This is a genomic window from Kandleria vitulina DSM 20405 (genome assembly GCF_000702065.1).
Taxonomy (GTDB): Bacteria; Bacillota_I; Bacilli_A; order Erysipelotrichales; family Coprobacillaceae; genus Kandleria; species Kandleria vitulina.
This window is the reverse complement of the sequence record NZ_JNKN01000005.1, coordinates 26,072-40,806: the sequence shown is the minus strand read 5'-3', so window position 1 is coordinate 40,806 and position 14,735 is coordinate 26,072. Positions and strand designations below refer to the sequence as shown.

Below are 14,735 nucleotides of genomic sequence, written 5' to 3'. Positions count from 1 at the left end.
CTTTCATAAAATTATTTTTATTTAAAAATCATATGCGCACTTAATGCGAGAAGTTCTCTTAAATAATAGCCCGGCAGCAGCAACAAAGGTGTTCTTGAAGCAAGACTGCTGACGACCATACCTTCTCTAAGCGCTATAAGTCTTGCTCTATAAATATGAAAACCACTTGTCACAAGAATAAATGGTCCTACTAATTGATGCTTATCAATTAACTCTAAAGAATAGCGAATATTCTCTTTCGTATCTTCTGAACGTGTTTCTTCATAAATACGATCTTCATCAATTCCCATCTTGACGAGCTGCTCTTTCATATACTCAGCTTCACTGACATTATCATGTGAATCCACACCACCGCTGACAATCGCTAAAGACTGCGGATGATCAGCTAAGTATGCATAAGCTTTCTTGATACGATTATTTAATGTATCACTGCCCTTCTTGCATCCTAGTACAATAAGTAATCCATCATTGCCTGACTTCTTTAAGGCATAAATAATCATCATGTAAGTTTCAATAATAAACAAAGCAATAAGAAGCACCAACATGATCTTAATGAAAGATTGCACAGGACTATTAAACAAGGCATAAAGAATTATTCTTGAATAAGAGCTAAATATCAATGATAAAGCAATAACTATACCTAAGACACTTCCTAAATGAAAGACTTTCTTAACAAAAATAGGCACTACAAACACTAACAATAAAATAATTCCAGCGTATAACATAGCTCCTCCTTAATGAAAAAAGCAAGTTAGACTTGCTTTATTCTAATATCATTAATTCTTTAGGATAATGATTCAAGACTTTACATCCATCCTCTGTTACAAGGACAAGATCTTCAATTCTTACCCCAAATTCACCTGGAAGATAAACCCCTGGTTCAATAGAGAAGATCATACCTGGCTTAATGATTGCATCATTAGCACTAGATACATCCCCTGCTTCATGAGTCAATCGTCCAATAAAATGACCTAAACGATGATTGAATTCTTCCCCATATCCAGCTTCAGAAATAATATCTCTTGCCACCTTATCAATATCAGATAACTTTAGACCAGGCTTAATTGCAGCTTCCGCAGCAAGTTGTGCCTTAAGGACAAGATTATAAACATCTTTCTGTTTCTCTGAAACACTCTTATAGAAGAATGTTCTGGTCATATCAGAACAGTATCCATTGTAGATACATCCCATATCTACGATGATAGAATCGCCTTCTTTAAGACGAGAATCATCACCGACATGATGTGGATCAGCACCATTTTTCCCATATCCAAAGATTGGTTCAAATGAATGGTCGCTTGCACCTAATTCATGATAGATATTTAAAAGAAGACCATCCATTTCTTTTTCTGTATGATTTTCTTTTAATAGCTCTTTAACTCTCGCCATCGCCTGATCGTTGATCTGGCTGGCTTTAATCATGATTTCCTGTTCTTCTTCATCTTTGATGCCTCTTACATAATCCACACATGAAGAACCTAGTACAAACTGTGTGTCAAGTTTCATTAATGGCAATAGCCATCTTGCTGGCATATCTTTATCTACACCAACTTTTTTAGCATCTTTAAGATAGTCTCTAATCATAGCCATCGCATCATCAGTATCACTAAACCATGTGATATCGATTCCAAGATCTTTTTCTACATAGAATAGTTTATTGAAGAATAGTCGATGATTGCCATCTTGAGATAAGGCCATCACGTAGACTCTTTCATGTGGATCATTGTAATAGTCAATTAAATAATCAATAGAAGCAGGATCTGTGATCAATAAATGATCACAGCCTTCTTCTTTCATCTGTTCAAGAACTCTATTAATTCTCTTCTGATTCATTCTTTGTCACTTCGATTCCTAATTCATTTAACTGTTCTTCTGAAACAACACCTGGTGCATCAGTTACTGGGTCAGTTGCACTTGTATTTTTAGGGAATGCGATAACATCTCTTAATGATTCGCTTCCTGTAAGCAACATTGCTAAACGGTCCAATCCTAAGGCAAATCCGCCATGAGGTGGTGCTCCGTACTGGAAGGCATCCACGAACCAGCCGAACTGACTTCTGATTCTTTCTTCAGTGAATCCTAAAGCATTGAAGGCACGATCCTGAAGTTCTTCATCATAGATTCTCTGTGAACCGCCACCTAATTCGAAACCGTTTAATACGATATCATAAGCATCTGCTAAACAGTTGGCAGGATCTGTGTCAATCTTATCTAGATGTTCTTCAATAGGACGAGTAAATGGATGATGCATAGCATAATAACGTCCTTCTTCTTCTCTATATTCAAACATTGGGAAATGTGTTACCCATAAGAAATCAAATGTTGATGGGTCATAAAGTTTCAACTCTTTACCTAAATGATTTCTGATGGCAGCTAACGCATCACATACAACCATGTAATGTGAATCAGCTACGAATAATAGTAAATCGCCATCATGAGCATCCATTGCTGATAAGATGCGTGTTGCCTGTTCTTCATTAAAGAACTTAGCGATTGGACCAGTTACACCTTCAGCTGTAACTTTCATCCAAGCAAGACCTTTTGCTTTATACTTTTTAGCAATTTCAGTTAAGGCATCAATCTTCTTTCTAGAATAGTTTCCAGCCTGTCCTTTCACATTGATCCCTTTAACATGACCATTAGCTTCTAAGGCTGACTTGAAGACTACAAATTCACTATCCGCAACTGTTTCATTCAAGTTTACTAATTTTAAATCAAAACGTGTATCAGGTTTATCAATACCGTATGTTTCCATTGCATCATGCCATGTCATTCTTCTTAATGGAAGTTCAATGTCAATACCTTTGACATCTTTCATGACTTTAGCAACAAGACGTTCACCCATATCTAAGATCTGGTCAGTATCCATGAAACTCATTTCTACATCGACCTGAGTAAATTCAGGCTGTCTGTCTGCTCTTAAGTCTTCATCTCTAAAGCATCTTGCAATCTGATAGTATCTTTCAAATCCAGATACCATCAATAACTGCTTAAATAACTGTGGAGACTGTGGCAATGCATAGAATTCTCCGTTATGAACACGAGATGGTACCAAGAAATCTCTTGCCCCTTCTGGTGTTGATCTATTTAAATATGGTGTTTCGATTTCAATAAAATCTTCTCCATCCAAGAACTGATGAATTGATTTTACAATCTTAGCACGAGTCATGATTTTATTTTGAAGAACTGGTCTTCTTAAATCAAGATATCTATATTTCATTCTTGTTTCTTCAGAAGCATCAGTTTCATCCGCAACAATGATTGGTGGCTGTTTAGCCTTATTGATCACATTGAAGCTCTTTGCTTCAATTTCAATTTCACCAGTTGGCATATGCGGATTCTTAGAACTACGTTCTACAACTTTACCAGTAACAGAAAGAATGTATTCATTCTTTACGTCCTTAATAGCATCCGCAAATGATTCATCAAAGATAACCTGAGTGATGCCATAACGGTCACGTAGATCCACAAAGGCGATAGCCCCCATGTTTCTCTTCTTGGCAACCCAACCGATCAATGTGACTTCTTTACCTGCATCAGATAAACGAAGTTCACCATTATTGTGTGTTCTTTTCATTCTATAAACCTAAACCTTTCTCTAAATACGATACGATATCTTCAAAAGGAACCTGTTCCTGTTCCTTTGTCTTATTGTCTCTGATATTGACATATTCACCTTTTACTTCATCTTCTCCTAAAAGAAGTGAGTAAGTAGCTTTAAAACGGTCAGCAGACTTGAACTGTCCTTTAAATCCTCTTCCCGCATAATCCATGTCAACACTAAATCCATTAGCTCTAAGCACTGCACTGATCTGCATACCTAAATCTCTTGCTTCTTCTCCAAGTGGCATGATATATGCATCAATACCCTCGTCATCGTCTTCATTGTCATTTAAGGCAATCATCAATCTTTCAAGACCAAATGCAAAACCAACACCTGGTGTAGCTGGACCGCCGATTTCTTCAACTAATCCGTTGTAGCGCCCTCCGCCACCAACAGTTGCGCCAGCGCCTAGCTTTGGATCATCTGAAATGATTTCAAAGACTGTATGAGAATAATAATCCAATCCTCTTACAAGGTTTGTATCGATGACATAGTCAACTTCTAGATCGTCAAGTAAAGCACAGACCTTATCGAAATGTGCTTTAGCACTTTCTGAAAGATAATCAATTGTCTTAGGTGCAGTCTTCATAGCTTCATGCTTAGCATCGACCTTGCAGTCTAAGATACGTAATGGGTTCTTTTCAAAACGAGCGTTGCAGTCTTCACATAAGTCAGATAATACTGGTCTAAAATGATCCTGAAGTGCTTTTCTGTAAGCATCTCTTGATTCTTCATCTCCAAGTGAGTTGATATGAAGTGTTACATTTTCTAGACCTAATGCTTTAACGACTGTAATAGCCATCATCATACATTCCACATCAACATATGGAGATTCTACGCCAAGCATTTCTACTCCAAACTGATGGAACTGTCTCTGTCTACCGCTCTGTGGGCGTTCATATCTGAACATTGGTCCCATATAAAATACTTTTGTAAGCTTTTCTGGTAAAGCGTACATCTTGTTTTCTACATAAGCTCTTGCAATGCCAGCTGTTCCTTCTGGTCTTAATGTAATAGAACGTCCTTTTTTATCTTCAAATGTATACATTTCTTTTGTCACAACATCAGTTGTATCACCAACCGCTCTATTGAACAGTTCAGTATGTTCAAAGATTGGTGTTCTCATTTCTTTTACATGGTAGTTTGAAGCAATCGTTCTTAAGATTCTTTCAAGCTTTTCCCATTTTCCTGATGCGTCAGGAAGAATATCCACTGTTCCTCTTGGTGCACTATATTTCATACAAGTCTCCTTTCAAAATAAAAAGACGTCCTTATTCTAAGGACGTCATGTTAGTAACGCGGTACCACCTTAGTTCATGTTTCCATGCGCTTTTTCTCTTAACGCGAGATCACGTGCATTCGCATTCTCCAAAGTGTCCCATAGCTTCTTTTTCATCGTTTCCACCTGCCACGACGTCTCTGTAAAAATTCCACTATTTAATCTTCTTCATAGAATCTGTCAAAATTATAATGCAAGATATTGTAAATTGCAATTAAAAGACAAACGAATTTTCAAATAGCTAGTCTTTGACAGATAGATCAATATTGTCTTCAGCCTTCACCTTAACCTTTGAATACTGTGACAATTCCTGAAGGATAGAAGCTCTTGTCTTTCCTTCAAGATTAATAGAAATATTGCTAGAAGTGATATACCATTCCTGATGATCATAATCATAGTAGGCATCACCATCTGTCACATATTTTAAAGTCTGTCCATCATTTTCAAATGGCTTAAAGTTCTTTACGCCAAGAACACTGATCAGATGTGTTCCTTCATCATAATAAGGAACAATAGAATACTCTTGTCCATTGATTTTCATCTTTGGATAAGACATATGTGATAACCCATTTTCATAATAGAATGTCGCTTCCTGAAGTGATTCATTATTTAATACGACACCATCTTTTAATGTAGAAGCCACATGAAGAGCATCATGATAAACTTTATAAGCTCTAGAACTATATTTAAAATGTTTACTTTGATGCTTCGTGCAAGTGCCTACTACTTGATCTCCATTAAAGTAGAAGAAAACTGACCCACCATTTTTACATACGTTTTCATATTTTACAAAGCGTTCTTCTTCCACTGCTACCTTAGCCTCAGGTGCATACTTCTTTACAGCCTTATCAAGATTGGCATAGATGTTTCCCTGACTATCATATTGTTTTTCAATCTTATGAATAAGCTCAAAACATTCATCATAAGGTTTACTGAAAAACTTATCTTTAGCATAAAGACCACCTGCCACAATCAGGGCAACGACAGCTATTATTGATATAAGAGTAATAATTTTTTTCTTCATAGATCCTCCTAATGTATAACTCGCTTGATTGTCGCAACACCTTGAATCTTTTTAAGATTATCGATTGTAATCTGTAAGATTTCAGCATTTTCTACAGCGAGAGTTAATCTGATATTAGCATCTAGATCTTTGATGCCAGCATTGATATTCATGATATTAACATTGACCTGGCCTAAACAGGTAACAACATCACTAAGAAGATTAGGACGATCTAAGCCAACGATTTCTAGATCGACATTATATTTCTTATTTTCAAGGTTTGTATAATCCCAATAGACATCAATAAGACGTCCTTTATCGACATTCTGAACGTTTGGACAATCACTGCGATGAACCTTGATCCCCTGTCCTTTTGAGACAAATCCCACAATGGAATCACCTGGAATTGGTGAGCAGCATTTACTGATCTGCATCTTTAATCCTGTAATATTGCTTATATTGATACCAATGGACTTCTCATTCTTCTTGTTCATGATAGCCGTATTCTGATTCTTCTTAAGCATCTTAGATAAGTTATCAAAGAAGCTTTTCTTTGTCGGCTGAACTTTTTCAAGAAGCGTTGCTGGCGCTGCCTGACGCTTTCCTAAGATGATAAGCAGATCTTCAAAATTTCTTGCGCCAAATGACCCTAAATAATTCTTATAGGTATCTGGTGCCATGAAGATCTTTTCATCTAAATCACGAAGCTTGATTTCTTCTTTAAGAAGACGTCTACCTTCTTCGATGATTTCCTTCTTCGTTTCAGCATCTCTTTTCATGATATAAGATCTGATCTTATTACGTGCACTCGCTGTTCTGACAAACTTCAGCCAGTCTTCACTTGGACCAGAGTTCTTATTGGTCTTGATTTCACAGATGTTTCCTGTCTTTAGCTTAGTATCAATTGGTACCATGACATTATTGACAAGTGCACCAACCGCATGATGGCCTACTTCAGTATGAATACGATAAGCAAAATCTATTGGTGTAGAACCATTAGGAAGTTCAATAATCTTTCCTTGTGGTGTTAACACGTAGACATTGGCTTCAAAGATATCTCTCTTTAAAGTATCATAATACTCCTGTGCCTTTTCATCTTTGATTTCATCACTCAAGGCAATAAAATCACTAAGCCACTGCAGCTTTTCACCAATTTCTTTCTGTTCTCTGCTTGCCGAATAGTTCTTGCCTTCCTTGTAGCGCCAATGGCTAGCAACCCCACGCTCAGCAAGCTGATCCATTGATTCCGTACGAATCTGGATTTCAAAGATTTGTCCGCCCGCTCCAATGACAGCCGTATGAAGCGACTGATACATATTTGGCTTTGGCATGGCAATATAATCCTTGAATCTTCCTGGAAGTGGACGATATCTTTCATGGATCAATCCTAGTACTTCATAACAATTGACATGGTCATCTAGGATAATACGTAAAGCATTGAGGTCATATAATTCATCAAAGCGTTTATGTTTGATGACCATCTTCTTGTAGATGGAATAAATATGCTTAGCTCGACCTTTCATACGATATGAGACATGATGTTCATCAAGTAAAGCCTTGACTTCTTTCATCATCATATCGACATGTTCTTTTCTTTCGCTTTTCTTTTGTTCAAGCAGTTCAACTATTTCATGATAAGCTGTTGGATCAAGATAGTAGAGACATAAATCTTCTAGTTCGACACGAATGTCATTGATCCCTAGTCGATGCGCAATTGGCGCATAGACTTCCATTGTTTCTCTTGAAATACGCTGCTGCTTTTCTGGCGGCATAAACTCTAATGTACGCATATTATGGAGACGATCCGCCAATTTAATAAGGATGACACGGATATCCTTGGCCATAGCGATATAGATCTTACGATGATTTTCCGCATAGATTTCGGATTCATCCATGTATGGCATCTTATTGATCTTGGTAACCCCTTCTACAAGCGTTGTAATTTCTTCTCCAAAACGTTCAATCATTTCTTCACGAGGAACGTCACAATCTTCCATGACATCATGCAATAGCCCAGCAGCTATTGTGACTGGACCAGTCTGTAGTGTACATAAGATGTATGCAACCCAGATGAGATGGATAGTATATGGTTCCCCAGAACGTCTTTTTTGTCCATCATGCATGACCATAATGTAGTCATAGGCCTTCTGAATGAGAGCCAACGACTCAGGATTTGTGATATATGTAGAAGCGAGCGCTTTAACATCCTCAAATGTCACCTGATCTTTTGCACCTTTTATTTCCATAACTAGCCAACCTCCTTCTTCTTATGAAAAAAGAGACAATCGTCTCTTTTTATTAGTAAGTTACAATAGAGAACACATCGTAACCTTTTGCTCTTAAATGTTCTGCTGCATTTAAGTCTTTTAATTCTACAACAAATGCAATACCAGCAACGATACCACCCATCTGTTCGATAAGTTCAATTGTTGCTTCGATCGTTCCACCTGTTGCAAGTAAGTCATCAACGATTAAAACTCTCTGTCCTTTTTTAATTGAATCCTTGTGCATATGGATTTCATTTGATCCATATTCCAAATCATATTTTTTGCTGATTGTTTCTCTAGGTAATTTTCCTGGCTTTCTCACAGGTACAAAACCTGCTCCTAAAGCTATAGCCGCAGGACAACCGAAGAAGAATCCTCTTGCTTCTGGTCCAACAACAACATCTACATTCTTATCCTTTGCATAATTGACAATCACATTGATTGTTTCCTTGAATGCTTCAGGATCCTGTAACATTGGTGTAATATCCCTAAAAATAATACCTTCCTTTGGGAATCCAGGGATAGCAGCTATATATTTTTCTAAATCCATAAAACGTTCCTCCTGTACACTGCACATTATATCAAACTTTATCTATCATGAGAAGTATTATCATGCTTACATGAGAATGTCATCAATGATAAAATTGATACTTTTTTTACCTCTATACTCATTGATACTTAAGCTCCCTACACATGTAATAGGTCCTTTTCGCTTAAGTTCTTCATAGCGCTCACCTTGTGAAAAGTAAAGGCAAGCAAGATCACATCCTGAAAGATGTTTATCTAATCGTAAATGTTTACCTGAAGATAACTGTCTAATATCATCAAATAAAACATCTTTCAAAATAAACTTCGGTGCTTCATTGCCCTGACCAAAAGGCTCTAAAGCATCCAGTGATTCAACGTTGTCGATTGTTAAATCTTCATTTGTTAAAGGGATTACTTCCTGACTTGCTTCAAAACTGCGTCCGACGATTTCTTCTTCTATCGCTTGTTTCAATAAGTCAAAATGATCTTCATCAACACTAAAGCCGCCAGCCATCGCATGACCGCCATATTGTTTCAATAAATCGCTATGAGCTGTAAAGAACTCATAGAGATTAAAGCCTTCCACACCTCGTGCGCTTCCTTTATGGATACCTGTCTTTTCATCATAATTCATGACAAATGAAGGACGATTGTAGTCTCTTGCATATTTTCCTGCGACAAGACCAACGACACCTTCGTGGATGTTGCTTGAACTATAATAAAGGAAATCATCATGAGGAACCTGTAAAGCTTCTTCATAGTACTTATTAGTAAGTGATTGTCTTTTTGAATTGATTGTCCCTGCATTCTTGGCCACTGCCTCTAAGAACATCGGGTCAACCTGTTTTTGAAAATACTTAACAAGATTATTAGGATTCACCATCTCTGGCAATCGACCAAAAGCATTGATCTTGGGCGCTACACTAAATCCTAATGATGTTGCTGAATACTTCTGATTACCTAAAAGCAGATCCAGCTGAGGATAATGATGGGCTTCCATAAAAGAAAGTCCTCTTTTTACAAGTGAGCGATTTTCATCTAGTAAAGGCATCATATCAGAAACTGTTGTCAATGCAGCCAACGAATATAAATAAGGATCATGATGACCAAGCAATGTAGCTGCAAGCTTATAGGCTACAAAGCCACCACAGATTTCCTTGAATGGATAATCCTGCGAGAGTTTTGTATGCACAATACTCATAGCATCAGGATAGTCATCCTCATCAAAAGTATGATGGTCCGTTATGATGACATCTACTCCTCTATTATTAGCCGCTTCTACTGCATCAAAAGATTTAATGCCATTATCTACCGTAATGATAAGACTATATCCCTTATCTGCCATCTGTTCTACACGTCTGACATTTAAGCCATAGCCATCTTCAAAACGATTAGGAATATGGTATCCTACCTTGACATTCAACTCATGAAAAGCCTGTACCATAATTGCAGTTGCCAATATGCCATCACAATCATAATCACCGTAGATACAGATCTTCTCATGCTGATCAATCGCTTCTCTAATACGTTCCACTGCCATTTCTCCTTCAGAGAAAAGAGAGAAGTCATGATAAGTCAGCTTCGGATTAATTAAAGCATGATAATCCTCTAAATCCATATTCTTGCTTTCAAGCACCTTAGCCAATAATGAATTGACCTTATAATCTCTCATGATATCTTCAGTTTTCGTTAATGCTTCAATCGTATATTTCATAGCTCACCTCAATAAAAAATAACTGCCCAAGCAGTTATTTGAAAATTAGATCATTAAAATCACTTAAATCCTTATTGCGAGCATCCACAATAACTTTCGCTCTTAAGAAATCGAATACGTCAGAGAACTGTAGAGACATGATGTCGTCAACAGCGTCACAGTACTCAATAAATGTTCTGTTTTTCCACTTAACCTCTAAAAGGAATGATTTGATATCATCAGCGTTGACTCTTTGAATCCCTTCATTTTCAAACTCGAAGGCTTTCGTATGTACAATGAAATTAATTTCATAAGGCCAAGCCTTCTTTGTATTGATTCTCATCCGTTTCACATCCTTTAACAACATATTATTATATATGATAATTTTTACTATGAAAAGATATATTATTTAAAAAAAGAAAAAAATGCATTCCTATTGGAATGCATGGAGATAACTGCTTAATAAAGCAAGACCTTCTTCAATAATATGAGGATCCTGCGTAAAGCCAAAACGCAGATGATACTCTTTATCAAAACAGCTTCCCGGTACAAAGAATACCCCGGTCTTTTCCTGAAGATCTTTACAGAGCGTCTTTGAATCAACTGGTAGATGATAATGCAGGAAGCATACTGTTCCATCTTCTGGAATAACACATGTGACAAGATTTTCTTTTTCTAGCCAAGAAGAAAGAATCTGCTTATTGATTTTAACAATGTCTCGACTTCTCTTTAATATTGGTGAAGTATGTTCAAGAATCTCAGTGGACATCATATCACTGAAGGCACCTGAAGAAATAATTGTATAGTCTCTTCTAAAATTGATCTTCTTGATCAGTTCCTTATTGGCTTTCACCCAGCCAAGTCTAAGACCTGCAAAACCAAATATTTTGGAAAGTCCGTTAGTGACTATCCCTTTTTCATAAAGATCACAGACACTTGTTGGTGTCTTCTCTGATAATCCCTTGTAGATTTCATCTACCATAATATAACAATCATGCACTCTTGCTAAATCAATCAGTGATGACATCAGCGCTTCGTCTATGACTGTACCGGTAGGATTATTGGGACTATTGAGAATGATCATCTTTGTTTCTTTTTTTATTGCATCCTTGAAATCATCGATGGTTGGTTTCCACTGGTTTTCTTCTTTCAAGGAAATAAGCGTATAGCTGCATCCCAATGAAGCAGGATAAGTGTAGAACTGCTCATAGGATGGAGTCATGGCGATCACATGATCCCCGGGAGAAAGAATGGTATCCATCACATGCTGATTGGCATTGATGGCACCATGGGTAATGGCGATATTGTCTTCATCGCCATTTTTATATAATGAAAGAATAGCTTGTTTAAGACGAGAAGAACCTGTAATAGGTCCATAATCGAGGCATACTTGTCCAATCTTTGAAAGTAGATCTACATCTATAAGCTTGGCAAGCTCATTTATGGTCAAAGCGGATACACAGGTATCCGCTAAGTTAAATTTGCAGTCTTGCTCATGGTCTGTCATCCATGTTTCAACACTGAATTCTTTGAGTTCCATTAATACATGACCTTAGATAAGAAATCCTTGGCACGATCACTTTCTGGATTTTCATAGAATGTTTTTGCATCAGTATCTTCGACGATTTTACCATCTTCTAAGAATACTACCCTGTTGGCAACAGTTTTCGCAAATCCCATTTCATGAGTAACGACGATCATCGTCATGCCTTCGTTTGCTAATTCTTTCATGACATTCAATACATCCAATACCATTTCTGGATCAAGTGCAGATGTCGGTTCATCAAATAACATCATTTCAGGTTCAAGACAAAGTGCTCTCGCAATAGCGACACGCTGTTTTTGTCCACCTGATAATTTATTAGGATATTCATCCTTCTTTTCTACAAGACCAACGACCTGAAGATATTTCATAGCCACATCTTCAGCTTCCTGCTGGCTCTTGCCTAACACCTTCACTGGTGCTAATGTCAAGTTTTCTAATACTGTCATATTAGGAAACAAATTGAAATGCTGGAATACAAATCCCATCTTTCTTCTGATCTGTGCGAAGTTGCCTGATTTAGGATCAAGCTCTTCTCCATCAATATAGACCTTTCCTGTTTCAGGATGTTCTAGTCCATTAATACATCTGATAAGGGTACTCTTGCCCGATCCCGAAGGACCAATCAGACAGACAATTTCACCTTTTTCTATTTCTAAGGACGCATCATTTACAGCTGTAAAGCCATTGAATGTTTTGGTAATATGATCGACCTTTATCATTGAATTAGTCACTTACTGCTAATCTCCTTTCTGCCATCTTTTCTACTCTTGATAAGATAAGATAAATGACAATATACATAATACCAGCATCAAGATATGGAATCATGATACCTGCTGATCTTGAGCCAAGGACACTAGCTGAAGCTGTCAATTCAATGGCACCAATGTTATAAAGTAGAGAAGAATCCTTGATTAATGTCATAAATTCACTAATCAAAGGAGGAATAATTCTCTTAAAGGCCTGTGGAAGAATAACATATCTCATTGCCTGAAAATAAGATAATCCTAAAGTTTCTGTCGCTTCCCACTGTCCCTTATCGACACCTAAGATCCCAGAACGAATCAATTCTGTCTGGTAGGCACCAGCGTTAAGACACATTGCCACAACACCAAGTGTTGTTGGTTCAAAACGCATCCCTGTAAAAGACAAGGCCTGTGGTAAAGCTACTGCAAAGAAGAGAATCTGTAGCATCATTGGTGTTCCAATAAATACTGTAGTATATAATCCCCCAATGCTCTGTAACACTTTATGTTTAGAAATTTTAAGTGCTGCCCCAATGATACCTAAAATAGTACCAACGAGAACAACGATGACACCATATATAACTGACCATACAAGCCCAAATAGCATGTAGGTCAAGTTATCTAATGTTAAGAATTCAATGAATGCATTCATGTTTTAGCAACCCCATTTACTTTTTAATTCAGTATATTTCTTAGATTTAACAAATTCATCTACAGCTTTGTTGACTTCTTTGATTAAATCTTTTGAGTTCTTGTTTGCGATAATTAAGTTTTCTTCAACTAATAACGCTTCATCATTAACCATTTCTAATGTTTTATTGTTCTTTACATAGTTCTTAGCCACTGCTTCATCAAGAATAACAGCATCCAATCCATTTGATTTAATCATTTCTACAAGCACTTTAGCATCCTTAGATGTCTTAACTGTAGTAGAAGGAGCTTTCTTCTTAATATCATTAGCAACACTTTCACCAGTAGCAGCAAGCTGAGCACCGATCTTCTTGCCATTTAAATCACTATTTTTCTTGATAGAAGAACCTGCTTTAACTAAAGCAACCTGTTTAGAGTTGTTGTACTTATTTGACCAAAGAACATCCCATTCTTTATGTTTAGTAAAACCTGAGATAGCTAAATCAATCTGATTAGACTGAACAGCACCTCTTAATGTATCGAAACTCATCTGTTTCCATTTATAAGTATAATTTCCACCATTCTTGTTCATAATCTTGATAAGCTCTTTTGTCATATCAATATCAAAGCCTTCCATTTCATTCTTTGTATTTAAAGATTCATATGGAGGATAATCTGGAGAAACTCCAATCAATAATTCTTTCTTTCCATTACTCTGTGATGAGCATCCTACAAGTGCGAATGCTACTAGCATGCTTAATGCTAAACTTAATACCTTTTTCATAATCTTTACCTTCTTTCCTTATTTATAAAATCTATTCATTCGACTCTTAACGCCGGTTCATCCCCATTTTTATCATTAAATATCCCCTTTCACATTTATAAACAAAAAACGTCTCCTGCATATGCAAGAGACGTCATTAACGCGGTACCACTCTTCTTGATATTTTACAATATCCACTCATTCCTTAAGGCGGAACACCTTTCATCCTACTTCATTCAGATGAACCTCTCAAAAGTACGCTTCATCAAAAGTTCTGTATCAGTCTCACACCCTCACTGATTCGCTTAGACATCGCTATTGACTACTCTCTTCGTCTACGAGTTTATAAATGATATTACATATTAGTATACATAAACAAAAAGTGAAGTCAACGTTTTTTAAAGAATGAATTCAATTTAGAAGCAAACTTATGGGTAAGAGCAATGGGTTGATTAAGATCCTGCAATGATGCATAGGCATCATCAACTTGCTGCTGCACCTTCTTGATTGACTGCATACGACTTGTCTGTAATTCTTTTTTTAATGCACGAACATCATCTTGTGCTCTAATGAAGACTGTTCCTAAATAAATAAAGAAAAAGCCCCCGATGACACACAGTATTTCTTGAATTAGTTTCATATGATCACTCCTATTACTACCATTCTATCATACTGTCTG

The 14,735-nt window shown here is 36.8% G+C and carries 14 protein-coding genes and 2 other annotated features; all 14 genes read right to left on the bottom strand.

The genetic code is table 11. The features are described 5' to 3' along the window. Window positions 1–17: 17 nt before the first annotated feature. Window positions 18–725 carry a YdcF family protein gene (locus tag T513_RS11640; RefSeq protein ID WP_051654353.1) on the bottom strand — a complete coding sequence of 236 codons (708 nt, stop codon included), beginning with the start codon at window positions 723–725 and terminating at the stop codon, window positions 18–20. Between the two features lie 37 nt (window positions 726–762). Continuing rightward, complete coding sequence (locus tag T513_RS0102075) at window positions 763–1,833, bottom strand: M24 family metallopeptidase (protein WP_029072236.1); 1,071 nt, start codon at window positions 1,831–1,833, stop codon at window positions 763–765. After that, window positions 1,814–3,577 carry an aspartate--tRNA ligase gene (gene aspS / locus T513_RS0102070; RefSeq protein WP_029070303.1) on the bottom strand — a complete coding sequence of 588 codons (1,764 nt, stop codon included), beginning with the start codon at window positions 3,575–3,577 and terminating at the stop codon, window positions 1,814–1,816. The genes T513_RS0102075 and aspS overlap by 20 nt, the downstream gene beginning before the upstream one ends. 1 nt (window position 3,578) lies before the next feature. Then, complete coding sequence (gene hisS / locus T513_RS0102065) at window positions 3,579–4,844, bottom strand: histidine--tRNA ligase (RefSeq protein WP_029070302.1); 1,266 nt, start codon at window positions 4,842–4,844, stop codon at window positions 3,579–3,581. 35 nt (window positions 4,845–4,879) lie between these two features. After that, window positions 4,880–5,064: a binding site (T-box leader), on the bottom strand. A gap of 60 nt (window positions 5,065–5,124) precedes the next feature. Further along, the gene (locus tag T513_RS0102055; RefSeq protein ID WP_031588702.1) at window positions 5,125–5,907 is read right to left on the bottom strand and encodes a hypothetical protein; all 783 of its coding nucleotides are present in this window, start codon (window positions 5,905–5,907) and stop codon (window positions 5,125–5,127) included. Window positions 5,908–5,915: 8 nt separating this feature from the next. After that, the gene (locus T513_RS0102050) at window positions 5,916–8,132 is read right to left on the bottom strand and encodes a RelA/SpoT family protein (protein WP_029070300.1); all 2,217 of its coding nucleotides are present in this window, start codon (window positions 8,130–8,132) and stop codon (window positions 5,916–5,918) included. A 52-nt stretch (window positions 8,133–8,184) separates the two neighbouring features. Next, entirely contained in the window at window positions 8,185–8,703 is a 519-nt protein-coding gene (locus T513_RS0102045; RefSeq protein WP_029070299.1) for an adenine phosphoribosyltransferase, read from the bottom strand. A 66-nt stretch (window positions 8,704–8,769) separates the two neighbouring features. Further along, a complete protein-coding gene (recJ, locus tag T513_RS0102040) occupies window positions 8,770–10,395 on the bottom strand; it encodes a single-stranded-DNA-specific exonuclease RecJ (RefSeq protein WP_029070298.1) in 1,626 nt (541 codons plus the stop codon). A 34-nt stretch (window positions 10,396–10,429) separates the two neighbouring features. Beyond that, the gene (locus T513_RS0102035; RefSeq protein WP_029070297.1) at window positions 10,430–10,717 is read right to left on the bottom strand and encodes a post-transcriptional regulator; all 288 of its coding nucleotides are present in this window, start codon (window positions 10,715–10,717) and stop codon (window positions 10,430–10,432) included. A gap of 90 nt (window positions 10,718–10,807) precedes the next feature. After that, window positions 10,808–11,914, bottom strand: a complete 1,107-nt coding sequence (locus T513_RS0102030; protein ID WP_031588701.1) for an aminotransferase class I/II-fold pyridoxal phosphate-dependent enzyme — start codon at window positions 11,912–11,914, stop codon at window positions 10,808–10,810. After that, complete coding sequence (locus T513_RS0102025; RefSeq protein WP_029070295.1) at window positions 11,914–12,639, bottom strand: amino acid ABC transporter ATP-binding protein; 726 nt, start codon at window positions 12,637–12,639, stop codon at window positions 11,914–11,916. The genes T513_RS0102030 and T513_RS0102025 overlap by 1 nt, the downstream gene beginning before the upstream one ends. 4 nt (window positions 12,640–12,643) lie before the next feature. Next, complete coding sequence (locus tag T513_RS0102020; protein WP_029070294.1) at window positions 12,644–13,315, bottom strand: amino acid ABC transporter permease; 672 nt, start codon at window positions 13,313–13,315, stop codon at window positions 12,644–12,646. Window positions 13,316–13,318: 3 nt separating this feature from the next. Beyond that, window positions 13,319–14,077, bottom strand: a complete 759-nt coding sequence (locus tag T513_RS0102015) for a transporter substrate-binding domain-containing protein (protein WP_031588700.1) — start codon at window positions 14,075–14,077, stop codon at window positions 13,319–13,321. Between the two features lie 123 nt (window positions 14,078–14,200). Continuing rightward, window positions 14,201–14,403 (bottom strand) — a binding site (T-box leader). 41 nt (window positions 14,404–14,444) lie between these two features. After that, window positions 14,445–14,696, bottom strand: coding sequence for a hypothetical protein (locus T513_RS0102010; protein ID WP_029070292.1), 252 nt, complete (start codon window positions 14,694–14,696; stop codon window positions 14,445–14,447). Window positions 14,697–14,735: the final 39 nt, after the last annotated feature.